This window comes from Sporomusa acidovorans (assembly GCF_900101845.1).
Classification (GTDB): domain Bacteria; phylum Bacillota; class Negativicutes; order Sporomusales; family Sporomusaceae; genus Sporomusa; species Sporomusa acidovorans.
The window spans coordinates 26344-52466 of sequence record NZ_FNAM01000042.1; the positions used below are offsets into that span (position 1 = coordinate 26344).

A 26123-nucleotide genomic window follows, 5' to 3' on the forward strand; every position below is an offset into this window, starting at 1 on the left:
ATATAATTCACTAACAGGCTGTATTAACACAATTTAATACTTTTTAATTGTCAAGAATGATGACACGCATATGGCTAATAAACCAGCGGCGACTAAACAATACAAGCCACTATCGTAACTTCCAAATAAGCTGATAAAAAAGCCGATTATAACTGGTGATAAAGCAGAGAATCCTGTAGAAATACCGTTCATTGTACCACCTGCGGTTGATAAAACTTTAGAAGGAACAAGTCCCTGCAGCAAAGTCCATGCCGAAGATGTAGCCATAGAATTAAAGCCAACCGCCAAGGCTAAACAAATAGCAGACGGATATTTTCCGGCTATCGCGGTTGTAGTGTACATAAAAAAGGTCCCCAAAATCATACTAACTAGCAGTAATGGTGCACAGCGACCAATTTTATCGTTAATAAAACCGTTTATCGCTTTAGTAAAAATATTTACAATAAAAGGCAATGATGCAATCCATCCCATTTCAGCCCAGGAAAATCCCTTAGCGACCTTTAAGTAAGCCGGTATCCAAGAAACTAAACCCCAATAATTGAATTGCAAACACATATACCAGACAACCAAGAACCAATAATGCGGATTTTTTGATATTATTTTTAAACGATGAATCAGGGAAAGCTTCTCTTTGTCATTGGTGTTATCTTGCTTTTCTTCCATACCTGCTTCGATATATGTCAATTCCGCTTTATTGACTTTCTTGCTTTGTTGTGGTTTATCCGTTGTATGAAACCAAAACAGCCATAATGGTATCAATGTAAGCACAAAACAAAGATAAAAATTAGCGCGCCAGCCGTAATGAGCAATAATAGCGGTCAACAATGGCATGGCAATAGCCGGAGCAACTGATTGTCCAATAATCCAGCTGGCATTGGCACGTCCCCGTTCCTGAACAGGGATCCAATGCCGTACATACACGCTTTGCTGCGGATAATACATGCCTTCGCCTATTCCCAATATCATTCGCCCTATGATCAAAACCATAAATGTCGTAGCAATACCACTCAAAAAAATAGATATCAGCATTAAAACAATACAAATACACATCATCTTTCGCGGACCGATCAAATCGCCTAATGGGGCTAATGTTATATTAGCAAGACCATAAACAGCTAAAAATGCCGACATCATTAAACCAATCTGAACGGGTTGACCTTTTATTCCCATTTCCATAAGAAATGGGTCATTTGCTGCTAAAACAGAAACATTTACCCTATCAACGAAGGCAACTGCAATACCAATAAACAGTACAAAGATCATTAAAAACCGTCGCCTAGTCGGTTTTTCTTCTAAGACATTTTCCTGCACTTTTCTACCTCCCATATCCAACTTTTTGAGCTCTTTTAAAATCATATATGATTTTATATATTTTATTTTATATGTTTTAATATATTATGTCAATGTATTATTTTAAAATTCAGGCAAAATAGGATGTAATAAATAAACGTATTAGATATGTTAGCCTCATAACTACGAACAAAATCCCGCTTTCTGGCTTTCCGCCTGAAACGGGATTTGTCTAAAAAGTCATCTATCAGTTTATTCCATAAGATGATTTGCGCTGTTTCATCCATCGATTATTAGAAAGAAACAAGGGCTGAGATCCTTAAAAAATAACGGATTTCAGCCCTTTTCCATCATATACTAAACCCGAAACCGGCTAACGGCTGCTTGAAGATCCTGCGCCAGTCTGGCGAGACTCTGGCTGGATGATGCAATTTCTTCCATAGAGGCTGATTGTTCTTCTGTAGCAGCCGACACTGTCTGAGCTTGTCCAACCGCTGTTTTACTGTGTCCGTCGATTTCCCTCACTGATGCTACAATCTGCTGACTGCCACTAGCTATCTGTTGCATAACAGCAGAAGCCTCTTTTACCTGTTCAGATACTTGCATTACTAGCGTTGTAATTTCTTCAAATGCTTTGCCTGCGGCGGTAACAACCTCTGTTCCAACCTTGACATCATGTGTTCCTGCGTCCATGACAACAACTGCTTTATCTGTATCCCCCTGAATTTCACTAATCAGGGTAGCAATTTGCTTTGCCGCCTCTTGGGATTGCTCCGCCAGCTTACGAACTTCTTCCGCTACTACAGCAAAACCTCTTCCCTGTTCCCCTGCTCTGGCTGCTTCAATCGCGGCGTTAAGCGCCAATAAATTTGTCTGTCCGGCGATACCTGATATTGTGTCCACAATCTGCCCAATTTCTTTAGATCTTTCGCCCAATCTAGCAACGACCTGTGCGGAATTGTTAACCGTTTGTTCGATGTGAGTCATCTGATTAACGGCTTTTTCTACCGCTGCATTCCCTTCTTTTGCTGTGTCGGCAGCTTTCGCTGAATGCTCGGCTACCTGATTGGAACTAGCTGCTGCTTGCTGAATACCGGCTGACATCTGTGCTACCACAGAGGATGTTTCATTTACGGCCTTTAATTGCTTTTCTGCACCCTCGGCCACATTGCTAATGGCTCCGGCTACCTGGTTAACAGCCTGAGCCGACTGTTCGGCGGTGGCAGTCAGTTGTTCGGAAGCTGCCGCTACCTTCTCGGCGTTTCCTTGTACCAGGCTTATCAACGTTCGCAAATTATCCACCATCGCGTCAAAAGCCTTCGCCATAAGCCCGATTTCATCCTTGGACGTAAAGTTGGACTTCTGGGTAAGATCACCCTCCGCTACCTTGCTTGCCAACTGATGAATCCGGAGAATCGGGGCAGTAAAGCGTGAAGCGCTAAACATTACAAATAACCCGACAATGATTAGCACAACAGCAGAAACTATACCCAGAACCAGTAATAACGAATTCGTTTTGGCGGTAATCACCGAATACGGCTTCTCCATGCAAATCAGCCACCCGGTCCGCTTGTCAAAAATATAGGCAACCAATTTCTTGCCGCCGGCTTTATCCTCAATGGTTGCAATGCCGTCTTTCTTCTCGGCCAACGCTGTTTTCACATAAGTAAGCTGACTCATATCGGTACGCTCTGCTACGATCTGGGCATCCGGGTGAGCCAAGATCTTGCCGGTGCTGTCAATGACATACGCCGTACTGCCGTCGGTGGAAAACGTAGTCACGAATTCACTCAGCTTCGACAAAACGATCGTTGCCTGCATCAGTCCGACAACTTTCCCATCTCCGCCAGTGCGAACCGGAGTCTCCAGATTGACGACTAAACGACTGCCGTTTTTGCTAAAAATAACCTCTGATATTATATCCTTTCCGACAATCGCATCACGAAAAAACTCCCGCGCCTTAACACTGATCAAGGGAAAATCATCGCCCCGTGCAAGCATATTGCCCTGCTGGTCAATCAATGTAAACGTATAGTCGGGATATCCCTTTTGGACTTGTATTAAAAATTCTCTTGTCTGAGCCGGATCCATCGCCTGGATTGACTGCTGCTGCGCCGCAGTTTTTATCACAGTAAATGGAGTATCCAAATAGGCGTCGATTTGCAGTTTAATCTCCTTGGTCAGTTCCTGGCAGGTTGCTACTGCCTCTTCTTCCATGGACTTACTCAAAAACCAGCTGGAAATTACAGACAGAAGAATCAGCGGAACGACCGTCAATAACAGCATCATCAGGATTAATTTCTTCTTAATGCTCAATTATCATTCCTCCCAGATCGTATAAAATTATGCTAAACAAGCATTTATGACAGTGATTCACCCTATCATCACTACAGTAAGCGTAAAAAACTTCCCCACCTTTTATACCAGCATTTCTCGGCTTATAGTAATGCATTACGTGTTTTTGTTAAATCTTTTCTCCCTTTCGCTTGGTAACTTCGCGATTTGCGTAGCATATGGTTTTTAATTATATATATTATGATATATTATTTTATATATTATTTCAATGTTTACTTTTTTCAGCCTTAGTTATTAACTTAAAGATTGTGTATTGGGGCAGCGACCTCCGCAAGCCCTGTGAGCACAAAAGACAAAACCGGCGCCCCGTTTCCCCCATTGACCGGCAATAGGTGGAATATCATGAAATAAATAAAAATTTAGTGTATAATAATTTGTACGACAAGTGATAGTAAGGTAACAACTATGTGGAAGAATTGGAATATTAAAAAATTACGATACGGTATCGCTCAAACTAAATAATTCGGATTGGAGATTGCTATGAAGCAAAGGAAAACTATCGCTCAGCAAATAGCTGCTAAATTATATAAGCAAATTCATGATGAAAATAAATACAGTATAGGCGAAAAGCTTCCTACTGAGAGGGATTTAGTTGATGAATTTAATGTAAGTCGAAACTCTGTGCGTGAAGCAATTAAAATATTAGCCACAAAGGGCATTGTGACGGTAAGACATGGCTCCGGGATCTATGTTCATGATGTAAATTTCCAAAACGGTTTTGATAGCTTGAGAAAAAAATCCCTAGAATTAAACAATATCTATGAATTTAGAATTATATATGAGCCTGAAATTGCCAGATTGGCTACCCAAAGAGCAACAAATGAGGAAATTCAACAAATTATACAATGCGCCGAAGAAATTGTTACTTTAGTGGATGCCAATGAGCCTTATTATAAAAAGGATGAGGAATTTCATAGTCTAATTGCGAAAGCTACCCATAACGACGTGATTATAGAACTAGTTCCTTTAATTATGTCGTTTGTAGTGAGTGGTATCCTTATTTCCAATGCTAACGGCGGTGTTCAGATTTCCAGTAATAATGCCCGTGAGGGGCATATGGCCATAGCCAAATTTATCGCAGCGCGTGATGAAATGGGTGCCTATTCCGCTATGCGCATTCATTTAGAAATAAACCAAAAGTTTATTCGGGAAGTTAATAATCTATAATTCAATATGTAAATATTTAAAAGAAAACAATTGAGGCCATACCGCATCAAGCAATGAATTGCTTGATGCGGTATGGCCTCAATTGCTGTCTTACCTTGCAGCCTGAGCAGACAGTTTTGGGTTAGTAATTTTAATATAATTTGGGAATATCAACAGCCTTATTAAAGCTATATTCAGGAGACGGGAAACTTCCATTCAAAGTTTCCTCATGGAATAAGTTTAACCCATCGACCATCGCTTTACGGATCTGGGCAAATTGTTTTACAAATTTAGGTTTAAAATCTCCGTACATGCCTAGTAAGTCTTGTGTTACCAGTACTTGACAGTCAACATCGGGACCTGCCCCAATGCCCAGGACCGGAATTCTAAGTGCCTGGGTTAATTCCTTAGCGACAACGCTCGGAACACATTCAACCACAATCGAAAACGCGCCGGCTGCTTCGATAGCTTTGGCATCTTCTATAAGTTTGCGAGCGCTCTCCGGGGTTCCGCCCTGGACCCTAAATCCACCAAGCGATGTGGACGTCTGAGGAGTCAGACCGATATGGCCCATTACCGGGATTCCGGCCTTTACCATCCTGGCAATGGTGGGAGCCAGGTCGACACCGCCTTCTAGTTTGATACAATCGCAATTTGTTTCCATGAGCATACGACTTGCATTGGCAATAGCCTGTTCCGCACTGACATTGTATGAACCAAATGGCATATCCCCGGCGATAAATGTATTGGGAGCTCCTTTTACTACGGGCTTGATATGATGAATCATATCTTCCATGGTAACGCCAACCGTACTTTTATACCCCAACATAACCATTGCCAGGGAATCACCGACCAGAATCACTTCGCACTCACTTTCATCAACAATGGATGCCATGGTATAGTCATAAGCAGTTACATAGGTAAACTTACGGCCTTCTTCCTTGTAGGTCTGAAAATCTGAAATCGTCATTTTCTTTTTTGTCATACTATTACCTCCTTGAGAATTTTCTTCAGCAATCATTTTTATTATTTCATTTTAGCAAATCTCCGCAATCTGTTATCTTCCCTGTCTTGTTACTATCAGGTTAGTAATAACTTCATTCGCCGGAGTCGGAATACCGATTTTTTTACCTTCCCTTACAATTGCGCCATTTATGGCCTGAATCTCCGTAATCGACCCACGTTCGATGTCCTGATACATGGAAGCCTTGTTTTGGGCCGTACCATAACAAACCTTCTTTACATATTCATGGATGTCGGCAACATCAAATTTTATTCCTAATGCCTTGGCGACTGCCGCGCCTTCATCCACCAGCATTTTCTGAACCGCTGCTGCCGGAGCAAATTCCGGTATTTCCCCATTTCTTCTCAAGGTCAGCGCGCCAATGGCATTAATGCCTACATTAACAAGGAGTTTCGTCCATATAAGACTCGTTACATTACTGGAGGTCTCAACGGTAAAGCCGCCATTTTTTAGATCTTCGGCCATTTTTTTTACACGCTCTGTAATCCCTCCGTCAATTTCACCAATATGAATTTCGCCTATCGCTGACTTAACATATCCGGGTTTAACAACAGTGCTGCCAAATGTAGTAGTACCTGCCAGGACTTGCTTTTTGCCGACAATTTCTGAAATTGTCTCAATGTTTCCCACTCCGTTTTGCATCGTCAAAATTAAGGTGTTCGGCCCCATAACTGTAAGACAGTCTTTTGCCGCCTGTACATTATCGTAGGCTTTGACAGCCATGATAATTAAGTCGGGTACTCCGCCCTCTTCAATGTTATCCGTAATTTTTACATGAAGAATTTTTTCCCCTTGACCATAATCAATATGTAATCCGTTTTCTTTTATTGCTTTGATGTACTCTTCTTTCACTTCAACAAATGTCACATCTTGTCCAGAATTGGTTAAGACTGTTCCAAATATAGAACCTATTGCCCCGGTACCAACAATCGTGACCTTCATATTATTTTTCCTCCGTTTTTTATTTTTACTTACCACTATTCAATTTCAGCGATAATGTTTACAACAGAGGCATCCTTGTCTTTTATTCTGAGCGGAGCGCTAAAAGCGGAAATAATCTTTTTACCAACAATGGGGGCCGGATTGTAGTCTTCATAAATGAGGATGGTTCGCTGAGGGAATTTGACTGGGTTGAGAAACGCGTTATGCGTTCTGAAACCGTCCTTAATTCCGTTCTGGATGTTCTCAATACTCAGCGTATCAATAGCGACCGCCTTGACATTCGGTAATTCCTGGCGGATAAATTCGGCGACTTCGGGGGAAACGCTGGGAAAGTTATCTTTATAGGTGTCGAAATCACTTTCTCTATACCTGGCATGGCCAGTGTTGAAGAAAAGTATATCCGCTTCGTAAAGGGCTTGACCCGCGGCTTTGAGTTCATCCATGGAAACCAAATGATTGGGCTCCCACTTGGAATTGATGACCAGCGGCCTTTTATAGACAAAGTTTTCAATGGGAACCTGATCAATGCCTACGCCAGCGGGGCAATAATGCCAGGGCGCGTCCACATGCGTACCGGCATGAAGATAAATTGTCAATATTGTGCCATTCCAGTAATCCTCCTTAGCGAGCTGCTCTCTAGGCGTCAGTTTCACTTCCGGCAGCCCTGGGTATACGGGCATTCCTTCATAAATGGGATATCCTAATTCTACATATTTACTCATGACTTTATCACCTCAGCAAAAATTTAGACATTTATTTTGGATAACCTTCAAACTCATTCCCTAGCACTAGGAATTGGTTGATAATCATAACCATGCAATATTTCTACATGGAAGAAAAAAGTACATCCTCCCCTCTTAAAAAATTTTGTTTTATCCTCCTTTCTTTAGTAAAAAATTGTCTCAACCCCACAGCTAAACCTAAATATCTATTACTAAATAGATTGGTAGTACCAATTTTGGGTAAATAAATATCTTTTAGGTAATTTATAGCAATATTCGCTTTATTTAATGCCAGCATAGCATAAATTCAAGAAAATTGGAAGTACCAATTTTCTCGTCTACTTAAAAATCAACTGAGTCAAACCGCAGCAGACGCCCGCATGACTCCGGTAACGCTAATGGATGGGAATGCTTGAATATGAAATGGACTTGCAGTAATTCTCTAAATAAATTAAATTAGCGGGAAGCAACGTGTACTGTCCTCTTTAAAAACTTTGAGTAAAGTTGAAGGGTATTGTCAGTTAAGGTAGAATTTGGAATACATCTGCGCTATTCAGTACCTATCCACACTCAAAGGAGGAATTTTACATGAAATTTCGTGTAAAGAGGCAGTTGGCAACAAGCAGCATCCTGCTTCTGTGTTTTATAGTTTCGCTGTTTACGGCAGTTCCTGCCAAGGTTTTAGCAGCGCCGCCCGGGTTTTAACCTCCATGCTACCTATTATGTTTTTGAACTGGTAGAGGAACGGCCTGTGCCGGAGATTCAGTCTATTGCCCGGGTATTTAAACACACAAAGAGCGGCGCTCAATTGTTGTATCTCCAGAATGACGACGACGACAAAACGTTTTCTATCACATTTCGTACACCGCCGTCCGACAGCACCGGTGTTGCCCACATCATCGAACATTCGGTCTTGTGCGGCTCACGCAAATATCCTGCCAAAGATCCTTTTCTGCAGATAATGAAATCTTCACTGAACACCTTTTTGAATGCCTTTACTTCACCGGATAAAACCACGTATCCGGTTGCCAGCCGCAACGATCAGGATTTTCGCAACCTGATGGATGTTTACCTGGATGCAGTATTTTATCCCAATATCTATGAAAAGCCGGAGATATTTCTGCAGGAAGGCTGGCATTACGAGCTCAATGATAAAAACAGCCCCCTAACCTACAAGGGCGTGGTATACAACGAGATGAGAGGCGCCTATTCTTCACCGGAAAGGGTCCTGGAGCAACAGATTTCCGGTTCTGCTCTTCCGGATACTATCTACAGCCATGATTCCGGCGGTGACCCGGACCGGATTCCCGCTTTGACCCGGGAGCAGTTTTTGGCCTTTCACCATAAGTATTATCATCCTGCCAATGCTTATATTTATCTGTACGGCAATCTGAATATCCTGGATACGCTGAAATTTCTGGATGAGAACTATTTAAGCGCCTTTGACAAAAAGGAAGTTGACGCGGCCATTGCGCTGCGGCCGCCGTTTGACCACAAGCGGGATGTAGTAAAGGAATATTCGGTTTTGCCCACCGATGACACCACTGCTAAGACCTATCTGGCTATGAATTTCGTGCTTGAACCAATTACCAACTGGGAAGCTTATCAGGCCTTGAGTGAAGTGGAAAAATTGCTGTTAGAATCGCCTGACGCTCCGTTGAAAAAGGCACTTACCGACGCCGGGATCGGTAAAAACGTTTACGGCTATATTGACAACAATCTGCAGCCGGTATTCAGCATCATTGTAACCAATGCCAACCCGGAAGATAAGGAACGCTTCGAAAAAACCGTGCGTCAGACCTTGCAAGATATGGTCGCCAAGGGAATTGACAAATCATTATTAACAGCGACATTCAACAGGTCTGAAATTCACAGGAAGGAATCCATGATCGGTTCCACCAACAAAGGTCTGCTTTACAACCAGCAAAGTCTTGCGCTGTGGCCGTATGGCGGCGATCCGGTTTTACCGTTGGAAAATAAACCGGACATAAGAAAAAAAGCCTTCGCCGGCCCCTATTTGGAAAAAATGATTCAGAAATATTTACTTGACAATCCCCACGCGGCCACGCTGGTTCTCAAGCCAGAGCCCGGCCTGGAACAGCAAAACACCAAAGCCACAGAGGCCAAACTCGCCAAATATAAAGCCAGCCTTTCGCCAACGGAAATCGAAAACCTTCTGGAACAAACCAAAAAACTGAAAGATCTGCAGGCAACGCCCGATTCACCCGAGACACTGGCAAAACTGCCGGCTTTGTCGCTAACAGATCTAGAACCCCGGACGGAAAAGCTGCCCTTGGAAGAAAAAAGCGAGGCCGGTGTTAAAATACTGTCCCATCCGCAGTTTACCGGCAAGATTGCTTATGTGGACCTGTACTTTGACTCTTCCGTTGTACCTGAGCAGCAACTGCCCTATTTGTTTTTGCTTGCGGAAGTACTGGGCAAGGTCAACACCGACAAACACAATTATTTAGAACTGTCAACCGAACTGCAGACAAAAACCGGCGGCGTCCAGTTTTATGCAAGCGCTTATGCGCAAAAAGGCAATAATGAAGTTTACTACCCCAAATTCCGGGTAAATACCAAGGCGCTCATAAACAAACTGCCTGAGCTCATGGAACTGACGGGTGAAATAATCGCCACAAGCAACTTTAACGATCAACAACGCTTGAAAGAATTAATCGGCAAAATAAAAGCCGAACGCCAGGCCACCCTTTTGAATGACCAAACAGGGCTTGCCGCCAGCCGCGCATTGGGATACATATCCCCGGCTGCCAAGTACCGCGAACTGGATGCGTATTCTTTCTACCGGTTCGTTGACGACCTGGAAAGAAACTTCCCGGACAAGTGGCCGGAGATCAATCAAAACTTAGCCGACGTGGCCAAACGGGTATTTAATAAAGAGGGCCTGCTGGTTAGCGTCGTCGCGGGCAAAGAAGATTATCCCCAATTTCAGCGGAGCTTTCATAAATTCCTGGACCGCATCGGCAACCGGCACTACCTGCAGAATACGTATGCTTTCCAACTGGGGCCGGACAATGAAGGCATGACTACCGCCGGCAAGGTGCAATTTGTCGCCAAGGCTTACAACTTCCGGCAGCCGGGATATGAATACAGCGGTAAAATGAAAGTTTTGCAGACTATCCTTAATACCGACTACTTATGGAATCGGGTCAGAGTATTGGGCGGAGCGTACGGCTCGAGGGTAATCATGGATCGTGACGGGGATATTCTGTTTTTATCCTGGCGTGACCCGAACTTAAAAGAAACACTGGCTGTGTTTCAGGAGGTTGCCGGGTATTTGCGCAGCTTTAATCCTACCGACCGGGAAATGACCAATTATATTATCGCAACCATTGGCAAACTTGACGCGCCGCGGACTCCGTACAGCAAAGGCCAGCTCGCGGCTATGGGATATCTGACCGGTCTCTCTTATCCCGATCTGCAAAAAGAACGGACCGAAATTCTGTCCACCACGCCGGCGGATATCAGACAATTTGCCGAGATGTTTTCGGCGCTAAACAGCCAGAATTATTTATGCGTGGTGGGCAATGAGCAAAAACTCCTGGAGAACAAAGACTTATTTGGGAAATTGGTTAACATCACCAACAGCCTCCCGGAGTAGGAACACCTTTGGCAAAGGGCCAAAGACGTGCTTTGCTGCCGTTATATAAGACAGCAATTTTCTCTGATCAGTTGCATATTTTACATTCTATGGGTATAATATAAGAAAAGGACTGACGTGTTGGTCGCACGCCAGTCCTCCAGACTGCCTAACCGGAAAACGGTTAGCCCAGGTCTACGGGATTAAAATAACCGCCGCTTTTTGAGCAGGGGCGGTTATTTTTTTGTGTTCCCCCAGTTTTTTGACCTACGGACGAGAGCAATCTTTTCCAGAACAACCGTCTCTATTTTCCCTGATGGTTAAGTAAAACAGATATCCCACCAATAACAGCAGGCTAATCCCGGTAGCGGCAAGCGAGGTGTTTACTGCCACGCCTGACCGGGCAGCCACGGTGTACGCACCTACCCCTAAAAACATAAAAACATTTTCCATGAAATTCTGTACCGCAATGGTTTTGCCGGCGCCCACTGTTAAATGCCCTACCTGCTGGAGACAGGCATTCATCGGTACAATATACAGCCCGCCAAGTATGCCCACCAATAATAGGGATATCACCGCAACCGTCAGATTATGAATTGCCAAAAAGGAAAAGATGGTTATCGCCATGGCCAGACCGAACCAAAGGGTACGTTGATAGGTTTTAATGCTTATTAGCAGCGGAGTAATGGCCGCACCAACAGCAATGCCTACTCCCGTCGCCGCGATAATCATACTGATCGAAGTGCCGCTTGTGATACCTAAGGTTAACGGCACCCAGGCAAATACAATCATCCGCAGTACCGCCGCAGCCATCCAAAATGAGCCTGTTCCAATCAGCGAATAGTGACTCTGCGCATTGCGCAGCAAACTCATGGTATCAGTATAAAACTCACCAATAGCATTGTTATACCCAATCGCTCTATTCCCCGGAAACTTGGGAATAACAGTATTAATACCAATCGAAGCAACATATAAGAGAACGCATACCCCCAGCGCCAGCGCGATCGAGAAATCGGCAAGAAAGCCGCCTGCCATGGAGCCGGTTAAAATTGCCAAAATGGTATAGCTCTCCAAACCGGAATTGGCCCGTAACAATTCATCCTCACCGCGGGTAAGTGAGGGCAGTATGCCGTATTTGGCCGGACTATAGATAACCGCCCCAACCCCTACCGCCGCATAGCTGAGTGCCGGTCCACAACCAGCAAACAGCATTACCACGCCTGCTGTTTTAATCATATTGCCGATGACCAGTACCCGGGCTTTCGGGTTCCTGTCCGCAAACCGTCCAACCCAGGGGGATAATACAACATACGAAGCAAGAAAAATACTCTGGATAAAAGGTAAATAATAGTCCGGATATCCATCCCGTTTAATGATGGCTAATACAACAAATAAAATCATGTTATCGACAAATGCCGATAAAAACTGGGCAGTAAAGAGCGCGCCTAACGGAGACAATCTAGGCATCTTTTTCGTCCTCCTGTACAGCAAGCGCTTTTAATGTAACATAATCAGTTTTTCCACTGCCAAGGAGCGGCAGTTTGTCAATTACGATAATTTCCGCAGGCATCGCCAGCATGCTCTGCCTCGTTTGGCTCATAAATTCCCGCATAGACTGTTTGGAAGCGCCTTTAAACATGGTATAGAGTATGATTTTTTCCCCTTTTTTCACATCGGGAAGGTTTATCGCGGCATTACGGTCAGTGCCAAAACACTGCTCGGCTGCTTTTTCAACCGCATCCAAGCTGACCATCTCACCGGAAATTTTGGCAAAACGTTTGAGCCGGGAACGAATGCTTATAAACCCATCCCGGTCAATACTTACAACATCGCCGCAGTCATACCAGTCTGAAGCGGGTACAAACCCCCGCCCGTGCAGCAGATATCCGGCCATGACATTCGGGCCGTGGACGAAAAGGTTACCCCCCTGTTCAATACCCGGAACGTCCTCAATACGCCACTCGATGCCCGGCAAAAATCGTCCGACCGTTCCCGCGCGATTAAACAGCGGGGTATTGAGGCTAAGCACAGGCGCTGTTTCTGTGGTGCCATAGCCTTCAAAAATGCGGATACCGAACTTCTCCAGCCAAACCTGACGCACTTCCTCCTTGAGCTTTTCTCCGCCTGCCAAAACATAGCGCAGGCTGTAAAAATCATAAGGATGAGCCTTTTTAGCGTAACCGTTAAGAAAGGTAGGTGTTCCCAGCAACAGGGTAACATTCCGGTCATAAGCAAGCTCAGGAATAACCTTATAATGCAGCGGCGTGGGATACAGGAATACTTCCACCCCATCAATGACCGGCAATAAGGTGCCTGCCGTCAACCCGAAGGAATGGAACATCGGCAGCGCATTTAACATCTTATCCCGGTGTGTATAGTCAATCACGCTGGAAATCTGATAGATATTAGCGATAATGTTGGCATGGCGCAGTACCACGCCCTTGGGTTTGCTTTCACTGCCGCTGGTAAATAGGATGACGCTTGCCGTCCCAAGAGCCTTTTTACCCGTTAAAAATTGATACAGGCCGGTAAGCTTATCCCCTGCTCCTACCTTTTCTTTTATATCTTCCAGATAGATAAGCCGGAATCGGGCCGCTAAGCTTGCCGCCAAATTCTGCAGCTTGCCCTTTTCGATAAAAGTGCGGGAGGTAATAATTGTTTTAATCCCTGCTGTTTCACTGCAAGTGAGGTTATTTTCCGTACCGGCACTAAAGTTTAGAATAGCAGGAGTTTTTCCGAGATAAAACAACGCGAACAAGCATACCAAATGTCCGAGGGAATTGGGCAGCATTACGCCCACATTGTCTTCCCCGACTAACACAGGCTTAAGTCTCCCCCCGAATATATAGCCGGCAATGGTTAATTGCCGGTAGTTCAAGCGGCCGGTGACATCTTCGGCTATTATCTTATTATGACCGTGTAATCTCCCGGCAGCCAGCAGTTTGTCAAATAAGTTGGCGCCTGGTTCTGCCTGCTGCCGGGCTTGGAACTTAGCCTGCTGCAATAACGCCAGAATGCGGTCGCTATACTCTTTTTTCTGTAAACGGAAACTGGTGGCGGCAGCAGCCGGAAGAACTACAGGCTTACCGATGTAAATATGTACCTTAGGAAACCACCTGGATTTCACCTTGCCTTTAAGTCGGGATAATGGTGAGAACTCAAGCCCGCGAAAAATAACAGGATGCAATGCGGCGCCTGTTTTCAAGGCAATAAAGGCAACACCACTATATACTTTCATCAAATTACCGGTAGTGGTTAAACGCCCTTCGGGGAAAATCACCACTGTTTTCCCTTTCTTTATTACCCCGACAAGTTTTTTAAGTGAATAAGGATTGAGGGGATCAACCACGATATGATTGACCCACCGCAGGACAAACTGAATTTTTGCGGCAATTGCCGTATTGACGACAAAATACGCATCCTCGGGTAAATAAGCATATAGAAAAATAGCGTCAAGAAACGATACGTGATTGGGCAGTATGATCGCTGGACAACTATACTGAAATTTTGCTTCACCGATTAACTTAGTCCGGTATAACAATTGAAGAATAAGACGGAGCACTATTTTCATAATGCCTCCTTTACTTGCCATGTATTTTCTCCTCGCCTGTAAAAAGTTTTTTTACCATGAAAGCAACCTTTGCTTTTAATGCAGCAAACTCCGGCAGTACATCCTGAAAATAGGGGTACTGCGCCAAAGGCTGCAGCATAACGCCGGTATAAACCGTTATCCATAAGTACACTTGTTGGTGCGGTATTTCGCCGGCAGCCATTCCCTCCTCTAATATCTTCCGGATTATGAAATGAGGCTTACAATCCTCTTCTACCTCACCCCAAAACGAGTATTGCGATAACAGCGCGAAGCGGATTTCCGCAGGATATTCCCGGTATAAATCATAGGTTATTTCCACAATGCGGCAAAGCTTGGCAATAGCCCCCTCTATGTTATTATCGATGTATCTCAGCCGTTCTGTATAGTCGTGTAAAATCTCGGTAAAAATGTATAAAGCCATCTCGCTTTTTCCTTTATAATGCTTATAAAGGGCAGCCTCTGATACGCCGGCTGCTTTGGCAATATCCCGCACCGAAACGGCATCATAACCCTTCTCGGCAAATAACATCAGACTTGCTTTTAGAATGTCTCCCTTTTTTCCATGGTTAGCAAATAATTGTTGCATATTCCTCACCCACTTAAGTTAACATTTGTTAACTTAAGCATATTATACTATGCCTTTTCTTGTCAAGTAATGTTTGGCAGCCGATATTTTGGCGGTATTATTACTTATTTCAGCAAGACTGTCAGGCGACAACAGCATAATTCCCGCTGTAGCCAGCAAATGCTTTACTGTATGCCCGCTGACAATATGGTTTGTAAGGCTATATACCTGATAATCCTGCAATTCAAAAACCTTCGCGATGATATAACTGGCCAACAACACCCAATAGGAGTGATTCGGCTTTGCAGGCTTCGGAAAAAGCAACAGCAGCAGCGGTAGCAAAATCATGGGAAAAAATTGGATGAATATATACGGGCGCAAATCGCCAACACCGTACTTCTCAGTAACCCACCAATACAATACACTCAGAACACCACTTACAATCAGAGGTACAAACAGCAGCCGGCCAACCTTAGCTCCTAAACGCTCCGCACATACACAAGCCGTCAAAGCGGCAAAACATAAGGTCATGGGCAGCCGGTCCCAAACCAGGGTTTCATTGGCAGGAAACCAATGATAATAAGCTGATCCTAACCCAACAAGCACAACCGCACGATAAAAAAATCTCCACATTCGTATAATCTTCGCTTGTGGCAAACTCCTGATTTTTATAAGTCCTATTATGCCGGCTATAACAAACGCAATGTTAGAAAGAACATTCTTCGCGTTTGCCATCCCCCATAACAGCCTATCATCGGCAAAAGCATGGTAGGCCATATCCTGCGGAATCGGCGGTAAACTTGCGACTAACCCAATAGCCAATACTACGCTAAACCCAATACACGTAATTTTTAACTTATGTACCATAGTAGCCTCCTTAATTTGGTTAACGATCGTTAACCAAATTGTAATACACGGCCATTATCTTGTCAATATGATAATTTCGTGACAATTTATAGGAGTCATACTTATGGTATAAATAGGATTTAGCGGAAAACTATTTAATCAATACGGTTAGTTAAATCTTCTAGCATAGTCCCCAATCAAAGGTTTTTACTCGGTATAACCGACGCGGATGCCATAAGGTGTAATAGTCATTATGCCTTAGCAATAATTGCGCTGCTATCCAAAAAGCGATTTTCGGTGAGCTCGGCGCAGTAGAAACGTATAGGAAAATTATGTTTGGGCTCTGTACCCAGCAACATCGGGACATGCTATTCGAGATTATTACCGATGAGCTTAAACATTCTGTAAAATGGAATTTCTTATATGATTAACCTCTTATATAGTAATACCTTTATGGCCGCCCAGGGTACGGACGCTCTTGAACTGTTGTTTAGCTCAGCTAAAAAATACAAGGGAGACTTTATCCTTGTAGTGGAAGGGGCTATTCTAACTAAAGATAATGGCGTTTACAACGTAGTGGCCCGGACAAAAAGAAGAGTAATTACAGCTTTGGAAGCAGTTACAACGCTGGGAGATATGGCCGGCTGCTTATAGCTCTCGGAACTTGTGCAAGCTTCGGCGGTGCCTCGTCAGCCGCCCCCAATCTAACTGGGTCTATGGGGGTAAATAAAGTATTAAACCGTGAAGTCATAAATGTAAGCGGCTGCCCTGTCAATCCCGATTGGTTCGTGGGTACACTCGCTCATTTACTCATGTACGGCATGCCGGAACTTGACCCACTGGGACGCCCCTCTTTATTTTACGGCAATACGATTCACCGCCACTGCCAACGTCGTTCTTATTTTGATAAAAAAGATTTTGCTGAAAAACTAGGCGATATTGAGTGTATGTTTTCTTTAGGCTGCGTTGGACCAAAAACCGGCGCAGATTGCCCATACCGACAATGGGTCAACCATGTAAGTTGGCCCGTTAAAGTAAATACACCTTGTATCGGCTGTACCAATCAGGATTTTCCAGACGGCTCCACTCCTTTTTTTGTGCCGCTGCCACAAAAAATAAAAATGCCCAAGCAAATGGGCTGAAATCAGATTCAACAGTGAAGGGAGATTCTAATGAGTCCAAAAAAAATCCTGTTTAGTCCAGTCACCCGGCTGAGCGGATTGCTCTCAGTGGAATTAACTTTCGACAACGAAGTGATTCAGGAAGCTGATGTCAGCTATGCCAAATTATCCCCCATTTTTAGAGCAAAACTGTAACGATTGCCGGTTAAACGTTGAAGATAACCGTCGTGTAGCCTCTCATTATATGGAAGCGGTGCAAATATCCGAAAAATGCCATCAACTGTTGACTCTCTTCGGCGGAAAAGCGCCTCATCAACATAGTTTTGTCCATGGGGGCGCAGCGGTAGCCCCGACCGTCGATAAAATCAATCAAGCACTTACGTTAATCCGTGATATACGTAAGTTTATCGGTCGTTGCCTGATGCCAGATACGGAACTGATTGCCAACTGCTATGCGGATTATTTTTCTATCGGCAAAACGCCAGGACGTTTACTATCTTTTGGTCTTTTCCGGTTTGGAAGTAAAAATGAACAGCTTCTATGGAAAGACGGAGTTCTTAATGATCATTATTCCAAACCAAAATTAGATCTTCTTCAAGAAGACATATCTCATGCATGGTATGAACGTTCTCATTTCTTGGCCAACCCCGAAGTTTCGAATTGTGGCTCGCTCATTAGAATTAGAAACAGAGTTAATAGCTGATCTGGTAGAAAAGTGGCTCACCGAACTTGAACCCGGTGAACCACCAATAAAGCAGAAAAAAGAATTAGTTAAAAATCAGGCCATTGCGGTAACATATAAATTATTGTCAGATTTTAAAAACCATAAAAGATTGAAACTAAATTAGTCCGGTTGCTTGGCAGATAGCAAAGGCAACATAGGAAGCGATAAACGGCAGCCATATCATTTTTAATCATGGCTCCAGAGGTAAAACTTCCTAATATGCTGCTCTGGTCTTCCGTAACTTCCTAGTGAGGTAAATAGGCGTCCTAGCTATTCATTTGGATCCCATACCGGATAATGCCAATATAAAAAGGCTTGACAAAGAAAGCATGATTATAAGATAATACTTATATACTTATATACGAGAGGAATATTCATGAAAGATCATCTCAAAAACATGGCTGTCGTTCTTAAAGCTCTCGGCGATGAGAAACGACTAAAAATAATCAAAATGCTTGCTTCAAATACTAATGAAAGTTTTTGCGTTTCTGATGTGGCTCTGCAACTCGGTATCTCTCAGCCTGCCGTATCTCAGCACATAAAGGTTTTAAAGAATATTGGTATTCTTGAAGAGAACCGAAGGGGTTTTAGGGTCTTCTATACGATTAATTCTGAAGTTTTGGCAGAATACAGGAAAGACATAAATGAATTGTTTAGGAAAGCCTTTGAGAAATGCCAGCATAATTTCTCTTGTGACCAATGTTCTTATAATAACAAGTGTCAATAAAAGTATGGTCAGACTATAAGTATTTGCTTATTGTCTTATAATGAAAGCAGGTGTAAACTGATGCGTAATTACCGTACTTAAAATTTGTAACAACAGGTATGTGTTTGTAAGACTTTTTCATGGTTCCTTATTTTTAATCATTAAAATCAAGGGAAGGTGAACATTTTTATGATAAAAAATATTCCGTTGTTAGAGGTTGATGAAGTAAAAATAACGATAGTCATGGATAATACCATTGACGCATTTATGACAGGTAATGAATTCGTACATAGATTTGATTGTTCTCAATCCTCAATTATTGCAGATGATGGTTTTTCACCACTTATAGCAGAGCATGGTTTTTCAGCGATGATCCAGGTTAAACGCGGAAGTAAACAAGAAACTGTGTTACTGGATGCAGGTATAAGTCCCAACGGCATTTTACATAACATGAGTGCCTTGGGAATAAATAGTAACGATATACAAGCGATTATACTCAGTCATGGTCATATTGACCATACTATGGGGTTACCTAGTCTGATTGAGAAGTTAGGATCACATCAAGTACCTCTTATATTTCATCCCGATGCTTTTTTAAACAGAAAAGTGATAATGCCAGGCGGGTATGAAGTGAATGTTTCGTCCCCCCAATTAACGGTTTCGCAACAGGAAAAAATTGCTGTTGTTAAAAAAACTGATCCAACCCTTCTGGCTGAAAACATGATTCTCGTCTCCGGCGAAATTGATCGAACTACAGATTTTGAAACGGGATTTCCTATTCACTATACAAAACGTAAAGGTAAGTGGGAAAACGATCCGGCAGTAAAGGATGATCAATGTGTCATTGTAAATGTCCGGGGAAAGGGCCTGGTTGTGATTACCGGGTGTTGTCATTCCGGACTTATCAATACGATTAACTACGCTCAAACATTGACTAATTGTCAACAAATTTATGCGGTATTAGGAGGTTTTCACTTAACAGGTGGGATATTTGAAAAAATTATTCCTGCTACCATTACTGAATTGCAAAAAATTAATCCAGCCTATTTGATGCCGGGCCACTGCACTGGATGGTCTGCCATTCACCAAATTGCCCAGGCAATGCCTAAGGCATTTGTACCAAATAATGTTGGTACTACATTACTATTTCAAGCTGACAGTTGATAAATTTTTTAACATGATCAATGTAAAAATGGAGGTACAGTTTATGGCTAGAATAGCAATTATAAGTTGTGGAAATGTAAAGAATGAACTTAGTTGTGCAGCGACTGGCTGTTTCAAATCATTCAATGAGCGAAAGGGAATGTTTGCGTGTTATGGTGATGATCAGAAATCGCAGATCGTAGGTTTCAGCACTTGCGCTGGTTGTCCAACACTCTATGCTATGGAAAAGATTTTAACTAAAGTAAAACCCCTGGTCGAAATCAGTAAAGCGGACACCATTCATTTTTCAAGCTGCATGGTTAAACTTTGTCCATTCGTCCAAAAGTACAAAAGTGTAATTAATACAATGTACCCCCATGTGGAAGTGGTGATGGGCACAGATGAATCTACGCCGCTGGCGACGATGAAGATAATGTTAAAAAACCTGCTTACTGATAACAGCCATGGTATTATCGAAGAATTTAAAAGAAATATGCCACCATTGGCTTAATAGATAAGGTGTAAGGAAAGCGGACCATTCCTTTGTTGCCAACGCACGAGAGGGATAGTGCTCAGGACACTATGGGTAATTTCTTCCTATATCAATATAACGTGTGTAAAAAAATAAAAAAATTACCCACGTTATTAAGACGTGAGTAATTTTTACTTATATAACCATAAAACATCTTATGTTCGTCTGCATCTAAATAACATAAATTCGGCTAACGCCGCCTCCAGCCGCCGGAGAGCCTCGGTGGTGTCCGCGCCTGCTTTACTACGCCGAGCTAACTCGTCCGATGCTTCGCGAATTTTATCGTATATCTCGCTTTCTCTTTGGCAGTACTCTGCTGACATTCGCCGGATTAACATGGAACATCAACCGCCGCAAGGACTAAGTTTTTCTGTTGTAAGAACCTGTCCAAATAATAGCCTGTTAGGCCTGCTAATATTCCCAATAGAGCAAACAACAATGGAGCATACTTGTAAAAGACCCGCATCTTATCCCCTCTTTACAACGTTCGGAGCCATAGCTGATCACTATCCCTTGTTTCATTTTGATTGTGGCACCGTTCTAATCGCACTTTATATTCCTAAAGTGCAGCACAAATAAAGGCAGTCCATTGAAGTTATAGCGTTGCTGCGCTATAATAAAATAGTATTTTTATAACCAAGTTGGAATGCGCCGCGCTGCCTGTTATCGCGCACATCCCGCACTACTTCCATACCTCGACGTGTGTGGAAGTTTACTTATTATGTTTGTTGGATTTACCCTCTTCCAGTTGTCTGAGACTTGCTATCTTGCAGGGCAATTATATTTTTTGTGCTAATAGCACACTTTTATATTTATATTATAATGTGCCATTAGCACAAAGTCAACTCATTTCTAAGGGATGATGGTATGATTTTACCAATATTAGCGGAAAGACTTACCTATTTACGCGAACAGCGTAACCTTAAGCTGAAAGAAGTAGCTGAGGCTGTTGGTATTACACCAAGTGCAGTCGGTTCATTAGAACACGGAAGAAGACCGATAAGTATCGAAACACTTATGAAAATGGCTAATTTCTATGGTGTATCTACTGATTGGCTACTAGGCTTAACAGATAATCCTGAACGAAATTTTGCACGCAGATAGTTTGGCTTAACTGGCAGTCAGCAACTGCCAGTTAAGCCTTTTTGCCAAACTTTCGCTTGAACTCTTCACTTGCTAAAATTCTTACATTGTGGCAGACGCTTTCGTCTCTGTTGCCTTATCGTCAGCAATCGGCATGGTAACCACCAATAAGAACGATATCAAACACAACAATACCGAGAAAACAAGCACACCAGTAGTGCCAAAAAGCGTTGCCACATACCCGTTTATATAATTCGTGCCAAAGCCGCCGAGACTGGAGCAGGAATTAATGACGGCAACGCTTACCGCCAGCGCCGACGGTGATAAGAGCATTCCCGGCAAAGCCCAGAAGGGTCCGTAATAGCAGTATGTTCCGATTCCATAGAAGGCTAACGCCAGCATTTTTACCGGCAGCGAATCCACCAGCGCCAAAACTAAAAAGGCAAGGCCAAACAGCAATATTGGCAAGCCGGTATGATATCTTCTTTCATTCGTCTTATCCGAATGCGCTCCCCACAGCGGCATGGTGATGGTTGCGCAGAGGAACGGCAACGCCATCACAATCCCTACTTCCGTATCCGAAAACGAACCGGAAAACTGTTTGATAATACCGGGCAGCCAAAAGGCAGCCGCTTGCGCCGCGCCCTGCACAAACCCATAGATGCCGGCCAGCCGCCACAACGTTGGGTTGGAAAAAATTCGGGCAAGGCGTAATGACCCGGCCTTCTCCTTCCCGCTCTGTTCTTTTGCCAGCTCACTAGTCAGCCATTCTTTTTCTTCCTTACTAAGCCACTTGGCGTCCTGCGGCGTGTTCGTCAAAAAGAAAACTGTCATAATCCCCAAAAGCGCGGTAGGAATGCCCTCTACGGCGAACAGCCACCGCCACCCGGCATAATCAAACCAGCGTAAATGCTCGATGATCCAGCCGGATATCGGGGACGCGATCGCCGAAGACAGGGAGCCTGCCAGCATAAAAAAGGCCGTAACCTTTGCCATCTCCCTGGATGGAAACCAGCGGGAAAAGTAAAAGATCATCCCGGGAAAAAATCCGGCCTCGAATATGCCCAGCAAAAAGCGGCAAAGTAACATTTGGGTAACATTCTGCACAAAAAAGGTTGCCGCCGTAACAACACCCCAGCCGCAAAGGATAAAGGCGATCCAGCGATTGGCCTTGGTACGCTGTAAGATCATGTTGCTGGGAACCTGAAAGAAAAAATACGATACGAAAAACATAGCGGATACAAAACCAAAATCAACGGCGGTTATGTCTAAATCCTTATTCATCTGCAAAGCGGCAAAGCCGACATTTAACCGATCGACAACATTAAAGAAATACAGCAAAAAGGCAAAGGAAACAATATGCCATCTGACTTTTCGCAGCGTGCGTACCCCTAGCTCCGGTACGGCTACAGAATGATTCATATAACGCGCTCCTTTTCGCTATTGATTTGTCAAAGAACTCATTACCGGTATCAACCGCTGCCTAGCGACAGTATCGGTTGACAGGAACCTATAACATCAGTAAGATAAATAACGCGAAGCCCTTATGCTTCATGTTTGAATACCAGCATCTCCATTTCACCAAGCATCTTGGGTGGGTGCTATAAAGACGGAAATGGAGATGTTGGTATTTTTGTTCAAACTTTTTTATTTTACAACAGCAGTAATCGCCTTTTTCATGGCTTCTTCACTCAATTCCTGACCGATGCCGGGAAGGTCGGGAATTTCGAAGTATCCATCTTTGGGCTGATAATCATATTTGCACAAACCAATGTTTTCCGGCAGCAGCGCCGCGGCGTGATGCTCATGAATCAGGAAATTAGGAATCACCGCTTCCAGTTGGAGCGCGGCCGCCGTAGCAATCGGTCCGCCGCAAATATGCAGTTGAACGCCGATATCATAGATATGAGCCATATCGCAAATTTTCTTGCCTTCGCTGATGCCGCCGCAATTGCCAAGGTCCGGCTGGATGACCTGTAAGGACCGGTCTTCGAAAAACGGGCGATAGCCCCAGCGGGAGTAAATTCTCTCGCCACTGGCCACCGGGATTTTGATATTCCGGGCGATTTCTTTCATGGAACCGGCGTTAAGCGGCAGCGTGGGCTCTTCATAATAGAAGCAGCGCAGGCTTTCCAGTTCTCTTCCCAGTTGAATCGCGGAGTTGGTATCGGTTAAGGAGTGAAGTTCGATGATAATATCCAGTTTCGGCCCGCCGGCTTCCCGGATCGCTTGCACCCGGTCAACCGCTATTTTCAATTGATCGTATTCCAAAATGCCGTAATTGGACCACCCCATCCATTGCCCCTTCAGGTTGAAACCAACGGGATCGACCTTTATACAAGTGTAGCCTTCGGCCATCGCTTTTCTTGCCGCCTCCGCATACTGTTCCGGCTTGACAAGCGGTGCGCACTTCGGTCCCCAGTCAAATTGGATTTGGCTGGCGTAAGCACGTAATTTACGATTTGTTTTGCCGCCTAACAACTGATAACAAGGTACGCCTAATGCTTTCCCTTTAATATCCCAAAGCGCAATATCAATGGCGCTGATCCCGGCAAAAATTACGGTGCCGCCACCCATACCCCAAAATGTCGTCCGGAAAATTTTCTCCCAGATTTCCTCATTGTTCATCGGGTCCATACCGATAATTAATTCGGCAAAATCCTGCACCATACCATAGGCCGCTTTCCCGGCCTGTCCATACGCCAACCCGATTTCACCGTAACCGGAAATTCCCTCGTCGGTGTTAATACGGACAACCGTAGGATTCCACGGCGTATTGTCAACCGAGGGCTTGCCTGTAGTTAAATAAAAGATATCCACACTGGTAATTTTCATAATGTTCACTCTCCTTTTATTTATAAAGTGCCGTCTACCCTCATACCAACAGTGTCTCAATTTTTCACCTCCATGGATAAATTAAGTATGAGCATTGTAGACAGCGCTTTTCCGCCTGGTCGGTTTACCTTTTACGGCAGATACAGTATAATAAAATTACTTAATTTTGGAATTGACCACTAGGCCTGACTGCGCGCCAACGCATTACAGGCATGGCAAATAAACAGCATTGGCGGAGACACATCCCCTGCTGTCTTTTTGAGTGTCTTCGATAGTTTTGTGGCATTTTTTTACCAAAGTGTCAACTAACACTATCAAGGGCAGATTTTTCCCTGTTGGGGCGGCTCAAACGAATAAGCCGGTATCGATTATCGATAGCAGCAGTTCTGCCGATACTGCTGCTTCTCTGTATCTCCTCCCTTTCTGGTCTTATAAAAAAGAGTAGCGAATGCTTTCTTTTATACCTTATTTGTGCAGTTTCATTGCACTACAACTTATTATAGTGCAATGAAACTGCACAGTCAACATATTTTTTTGTATTGGTGTGTGATTTTATGACTTCCTTTGGTGAACGATTAAACCAATTGCGTAAATCCAAGAATTTAAAAGCTGAAGACTTAGCCGATATCGTTGGCGTTAAACGCCGGATTATTTTCATGTATGAAAAAAACGAGTCCAAGCCAAGTTTTGACGTTCTCATCGCTCTGGCTGACTATTTCGATGTTTCACTGGATTATCTTGTTGGCAGATCGGACAAGCCAATGAGGGGATAAGAGCAAAGTGAATCAAGGGACTTGTTCCTTGATTCACTTGAGAAAGCATAGGCAGTAGTGTTTATCTATCTCCCTTTCGCTGGGAAAAAATACAAGGGACGTTCCTTATTGGGAAAAAATACAAGGGACGTTCCTTATTTGACAACTTTATCGTGTCAAATAAGGAACGTCCCTAACTGTCTCCCTAACACCTTCAATTGTACACCTCCAAGGTAGTTTACCGTAAACCAATTTAGGCACTAGTAAGACGTTTTGTGTTATCAAATTTCATTAGCATCTTCCATATGTTCACCTTACAAATTAAAGCTTTTTAAATATCTTTATATTGCTAACTACATTTTTGGTTTCTAGTAAAAATGATGTTTTTTGTTTATTCTTAAACATAATTTCTAAGAGATCAGTCATAGTACATAGCAGATCAGAAAAAGTGATAAAATAGGCGTAAAATTGACCTAATGTTAAAATTTTGGGGTTTATCCCCATATATTCACCACTTTCAGGATTTAATGTAGTCACAAAATATATGAACGAAAAATTAATTATGAACTTAATTGAGAGAAAAGTTACTTTGTAAATCGAAATATTTTTTGTATGAATAAGTAAAAGTGAAGCTATAATAACAACTATGTAGATAGCCGAATAACAATAATTTAAAATATGATTTTGAACAAAAGTATGATCCAATTTTTCCTCCAAAAACAAAAAACGTTAGCCACTGCCGGCAATTTTGCCTCAATGGCATTACGATTATAGATTTAATTTAGGACTCGCGGGGACGGTTATTGTGAAAACAACAGAGTCCCCGAAGCTAAAAAAAGGTATAACAAAATAGGCCTACAGTCTTAGGCAAATTTGTAGGGTACTTATATTAACTATTGAATAATTACAAATACGTATTGTATAGTAGAGTTAGCTATTATGTAGTGGTGGCGATGAGTATGCCTTTAAGGCAATAATTGGGTCGTAGAACTCGCCAGATTGTAACAGCTTATAAATAAGCGTTAGAATCTTTCTCGCCACCGCAATAATAGCTTTCTTTTTGCCCAATTTTCCCTGATGTGACCAAAACCAAAGTGCAAACGGACTATTGCGTACTCGTACAGATGCCCAAGCTACCTGACAT

General features: G+C 43.2%; 23 protein-coding genes and 1 pseudogene. 11 read left to right on the plus strand and 13 right to left on the minus strand.

Annotation, left to right across the window (positions count from 1 at the left end):
• Nucleotides 1–33: 33 nt before the first annotated feature.
• Nucleotides 34–1311 carry an MFS transporter gene (locus tag BLR65_RS22235; RefSeq protein WP_211285243.1) on the minus strand — a complete coding sequence of 426 codons (1278 nt, stop codon included), beginning with the start codon at nucleotides 1309–1311 and terminating at the stop codon, nucleotides 34–36.
• A 336-nt stretch (nucleotides 1312–1647) separates the two neighbouring features.
• Nucleotides 1648–3606 carry a methyl-accepting chemotaxis protein gene (locus tag BLR65_RS22240; RefSeq protein ID WP_093796364.1) on the minus strand — a complete coding sequence of 653 codons (1959 nt, stop codon included), beginning with the start codon at nucleotides 3604–3606 and terminating at the stop codon, nucleotides 1648–1650.
• Nucleotides 3607–4125: 519 nt separating this feature from the next.
• Between BLR65_RS22240 and BLR65_RS22245 the strand changes: the two genes are divergently transcribed.
• Nucleotides 4126–4812, plus strand: a complete 687-nt coding sequence (locus BLR65_RS22245) for a FadR/GntR family transcriptional regulator (protein WP_093796365.1) — start codon at nucleotides 4126–4128, stop codon at nucleotides 4810–4812.
• A gap of 130 nt (nucleotides 4813–4942) precedes the next feature.
• On the opposite strand, the gene panB is transcribed toward BLR65_RS22245, so the two are convergent.
• The 3 genes from panB to BLR65_RS22260 form a co-directional block, all read right to left on the minus strand.
• Nucleotides 4943–5776, minus strand: a complete 834-nt coding sequence (panB, locus tag BLR65_RS22250) for a 3-methyl-2-oxobutanoate hydroxymethyltransferase (protein ID WP_093796366.1) — start codon at nucleotides 5774–5776, stop codon at nucleotides 4943–4945.
• 72 nt (nucleotides 5777–5848) lie between these two features.
• Nucleotides 5849–6757, minus strand: a complete 909-nt coding sequence (locus BLR65_RS22255) for a ketopantoate reductase family protein (RefSeq protein WP_093796367.1) — start codon at nucleotides 6755–6757, stop codon at nucleotides 5849–5851.
• A gap of 35 nt (nucleotides 6758–6792) precedes the next feature.
• Entirely contained in the window at nucleotides 6793–7479 is a 687-nt protein-coding gene (locus BLR65_RS22260) for a cyclase family protein (RefSeq protein WP_093796368.1), read from the minus strand.
• Nucleotides 7480–8230: 751 nt separating this feature from the next.
• Here BLR65_RS22260 and BLR65_RS22265 point away from each other — a divergent pair.
• Nucleotides 8231–11101 carry an insulinase family protein gene (locus BLR65_RS22265; protein WP_245692984.1) on the plus strand — a complete coding sequence of 957 codons (2871 nt, stop codon included), beginning with the start codon at nucleotides 8231–8233 and terminating at the stop codon, nucleotides 11099–11101.
• A 246-nt stretch (nucleotides 11102–11347) separates the two neighbouring features.
• Here the strand turns inward: BLR65_RS22265 and lplT are convergent, their stop codons facing one another.
• Genes lplT through BLR65_RS22285 form a run of 4 tightly spaced genes read right to left on the minus strand, consistent with a single transcriptional unit; the run spans nucleotide 11348 to nucleotide 16104 of the window.
• Nucleotides 11348–12547, minus strand: coding sequence for a lysophospholipid transporter LplT (gene lplT / locus BLR65_RS22270; protein ID WP_093796370.1), 1200 nt, complete (start codon nucleotides 12545–12547; stop codon nucleotides 11348–11350).
• Complete coding sequence (locus tag BLR65_RS22275) at nucleotides 12540–14672, minus strand: AMP-binding protein (protein WP_245692985.1); 2133 nt, start codon at nucleotides 14670–14672, stop codon at nucleotides 12540–12542. The genes lplT and BLR65_RS22275 overlap by 8 nt, the downstream gene beginning before the upstream one ends.
• Entirely contained in the window at nucleotides 14662–15258 is a 597-nt protein-coding gene (locus tag BLR65_RS22280; protein WP_093796371.1) for a TetR/AcrR family transcriptional regulator, read from the minus strand. The genes BLR65_RS22275 and BLR65_RS22280 overlap by 11 nt, the downstream gene beginning before the upstream one ends.
• Before the next feature lie 42 nt (nucleotides 15259–15300).
• Complete coding sequence (locus tag BLR65_RS22285) at nucleotides 15301–16104, minus strand: ceramidase domain-containing protein (RefSeq protein ID WP_093796372.1); 804 nt, start codon at nucleotides 16102–16104, stop codon at nucleotides 15301–15303.
• Nucleotides 16105–16506: 402 nt separating this feature from the next.
• Here BLR65_RS22285 and BLR65_RS30570 point away from each other — a divergent pair, with 402 nt between their 5' ends.
• The 7 genes from BLR65_RS30570 to BLR65_RS22310 all read left to right on the plus strand — a co-directional run bounded on the left by BLR65_RS30570 (nucleotide 16507) and on the right by BLR65_RS22310 (nucleotide 20288).
• Nucleotides 16507–16737, plus strand: a complete 231-nt coding sequence (locus BLR65_RS30570; protein ID WP_211285242.1) for a hypothetical protein — start codon at nucleotides 16507–16509, stop codon at nucleotides 16735–16737.
• Nucleotides 16734–17225 carry an NADH-quinone oxidoreductase subunit B family protein gene (locus BLR65_RS30575; RefSeq protein WP_245692987.1) on the plus strand — a complete coding sequence of 164 codons (492 nt, stop codon included), beginning with the start codon at nucleotides 16734–16736 and terminating at the stop codon, nucleotides 17223–17225. Before BLR65_RS30570 ends, BLR65_RS30575 begins: the two co-directional genes overlap by 4 nt.
• Before the next feature lie 30 nt (nucleotides 17226–17255).
• A complete protein-coding gene (locus BLR65_RS30030; RefSeq protein WP_169717003.1) occupies nucleotides 17256–17399 on the plus strand; it encodes a hypothetical protein in 144 nt (47 codons plus the stop codon).
• On the plus strand, nucleotides 17362–17907 hold the full coding sequence (locus BLR65_RS22295; RefSeq protein WP_169717002.1) for a nickel-dependent hydrogenase large subunit: 546 nt from the start codon (nucleotides 17362–17364) through the stop codon (nucleotides 17905–17907). The genes BLR65_RS30030 and BLR65_RS22295 overlap by 38 nt, the downstream gene beginning before the upstream one ends.
• A gap of 397 nt (nucleotides 17908–18304) precedes the next feature.
• The gene (locus BLR65_RS22300) at nucleotides 18305–18655 is read left to right on the plus strand and encodes an ArsR/SmtB family transcription factor (RefSeq protein WP_093796374.1); all 351 of its coding nucleotides are present in this window, start codon (nucleotides 18305–18307) and stop codon (nucleotides 18653–18655) included.
• Nucleotides 18656–18823: 168 nt separating this feature from the next.
• Nucleotides 18824–19798 carry an MBL fold metallo-hydrolase gene (locus BLR65_RS22305; protein ID WP_144036448.1) on the plus strand — a complete coding sequence of 325 codons (975 nt, stop codon included), beginning with the start codon at nucleotides 18824–18826 and terminating at the stop codon, nucleotides 19796–19798.
• A gap of 43 nt (nucleotides 19799–19841) precedes the next feature.
• Nucleotides 19842–20288, plus strand: coding sequence for a CGGC domain-containing protein (locus tag BLR65_RS22310; RefSeq protein ID WP_169717001.1), 447 nt, complete (start codon nucleotides 19842–19844; stop codon nucleotides 20286–20288).
• A 176-nt stretch (nucleotides 20289–20464) separates the two neighbouring features.
• Here BLR65_RS22310 and BLR65_RS30035 read toward each other — a convergent pair whose 3' ends face one another.
• Nucleotides 20465–20632 (minus strand): hypothetical protein, encoded by a 168-nt coding sequence (locus BLR65_RS30035; protein ID WP_176772789.1) that lies wholly within the window; start codon nucleotides 20630–20632, stop codon nucleotides 20465–20467.
• Between the two features lie 544 nt (nucleotides 20633–21176).
• Between BLR65_RS30035 and BLR65_RS22315 the strand changes: the two genes are divergently transcribed.
• A complete protein-coding gene (locus tag BLR65_RS22315) occupies nucleotides 21177–21413 on the plus strand; it encodes a helix-turn-helix domain-containing protein (protein WP_093796376.1) in 237 nt (78 codons plus the stop codon).
• A gap of 81 nt (nucleotides 21414–21494) precedes the next feature.
• Here BLR65_RS22315 and BLR65_RS22320 read toward each other — a convergent pair whose 3' ends face one another.
• Together BLR65_RS22320 and BLR65_RS22325 are read right to left on the minus strand one after the other, a co-directional pair.
• Complete coding sequence (locus BLR65_RS22320; RefSeq protein WP_093796377.1) at nucleotides 21495–22814, minus strand: MFS transporter; 1320 nt, start codon at nucleotides 22812–22814, stop codon at nucleotides 21495–21497.
• Between the two features lie 225 nt (nucleotides 22815–23039).
• Nucleotides 23040–24227 (minus strand): mandelate racemase/muconate lactonizing enzyme family protein, encoded by a 1188-nt coding sequence (locus tag BLR65_RS22325; RefSeq protein WP_093796378.1) that lies wholly within the window; start codon nucleotides 24225–24227, stop codon nucleotides 23040–23042.
• Between the two features lie 554 nt (nucleotides 24228–24781).
• Here BLR65_RS22325 and BLR65_RS22330 point away from each other — a divergent pair.
• Nucleotides 24782–25000 (plus strand): helix-turn-helix domain-containing protein, encoded by a 219-nt coding sequence (locus BLR65_RS22330; RefSeq protein ID WP_093796379.1) that lies wholly within the window; start codon nucleotides 24782–24784, stop codon nucleotides 24998–25000.
• Between the two features lie 909 nt (nucleotides 25001–25909).
• Here BLR65_RS22330 and BLR65_RS30580 read toward each other — a convergent pair.
• Nucleotides 25910–26123 (minus strand): annotated as a pseudogene (locus BLR65_RS30580) (hypothetical protein); the annotation flags it as partial.

Coding starts and splice junctions, on each gene's coding strand:
- BLR65_RS30570 (WP_211285242.1), top strand. CDS start 16,507: ATGATTAACCTCTTATATAGTAATACCTTTATGGCCGCCCAGGGTACG.
- BLR65_RS22300 (WP_093796374.1), top strand. CDS start 18,305: ATGAAAGATCATCTCAAAAACATGGCTGTCGTTCTTAAAGCTCTCGGC.
- BLR65_RS22310 (WP_169717001.1), top strand. CDS start 19,842: ATGGCTAGAATAGCAATTATAAGTTGTGGAAATGTAAAGAATGAACTT.
- BLR65_RS22305 (WP_144036448.1), top strand. CDS start 18,824: ATGATAAAAAATATTCCGTTGTTAGAGGTTGATGAAGTAAAAATAACG.
- BLR65_RS30035 (WP_176772789.1), bottom strand. CDS start 20,632: ATGTCAGCAGAGTACTGCCAAAGAGAAAGCGAGATATACGATAAAATT.
- BLR65_RS22325 (WP_093796378.1), bottom strand. CDS start 24,227: ATGAAAATTACCAGTGTGGATATCTTTTATTTAACTACAGGCAAGCCC.
- panB (WP_093796366.1), bottom strand. CDS start 5,776: ATGACAAAAAAGAAAATGACGATTTCAGATTTTCAGACCTACAAGGAA.
- BLR65_RS22295 (WP_169717002.1), top strand. CDS start 17,362: ATGCCAAATTATCCCCCATTTTTAGAGCAAAACTGTAACGATTGCCGG.
- BLR65_RS22280 (WP_093796371.1), bottom strand. CDS start 15,258: ATGCAACAATTATTTGCTAACCATGGAAAAAAGGGAGACATTCTAAAA.
- BLR65_RS22255 (WP_093796367.1), bottom strand. CDS start 6,757: ATGAAGGTCACGATTGTTGGTACCGGGGCAATAGGTTCTATATTTGGA.
- BLR65_RS22260 (WP_093796368.1), bottom strand. CDS start 7,479: ATGAGTAAATATGTAGAATTAGGATATCCCATTTATGAAGGAATGCCC.
- BLR65_RS22320 (WP_093796377.1), bottom strand. CDS start 22,814: ATGAATCATTCTGTAGCCGTACCGGAGCTAGGGGTACGCACGCTGCGA.
- lplT (WP_093796370.1), bottom strand. CDS start 12,547: ATGCCTAGATTGTCTCCGTTAGGCGCGCTCTTTACTGCCCAGTTTTTA.
- BLR65_RS22315 (WP_093796376.1), top strand. CDS start 21,177: ATGATTTTACCAATATTAGCGGAAAGACTTACCTATTTACGCGAACAG.
- BLR65_RS22245 (WP_093796365.1), top strand. CDS start 4,126: ATGAAGCAAAGGAAAACTATCGCTCAGCAAATAGCTGCTAAATTATAT.
- BLR65_RS22330 (WP_093796379.1), top strand. CDS start 24,782: ATGACTTCCTTTGGTGAACGATTAAACCAATTGCGTAAATCCAAGAAT.
- BLR65_RS22285 (WP_093796372.1), bottom strand. CDS start 16,104: ATGGTACATAAGTTAAAAATTACGTGTATTGGGTTTAGCGTAGTATTG.
- BLR65_RS22275 (WP_245692985.1), bottom strand. CDS start 14,672: ATGGCAAGTAAAGGAGGCATTATGAAAATAGTGCTCCGTCTTATTCTT.
- BLR65_RS30030 (WP_169717003.1), top strand. CDS start 17,256: ATGAGTCCAAAAAAAATCCTGTTTAGTCCAGTCACCCGGCTGAGCGGA.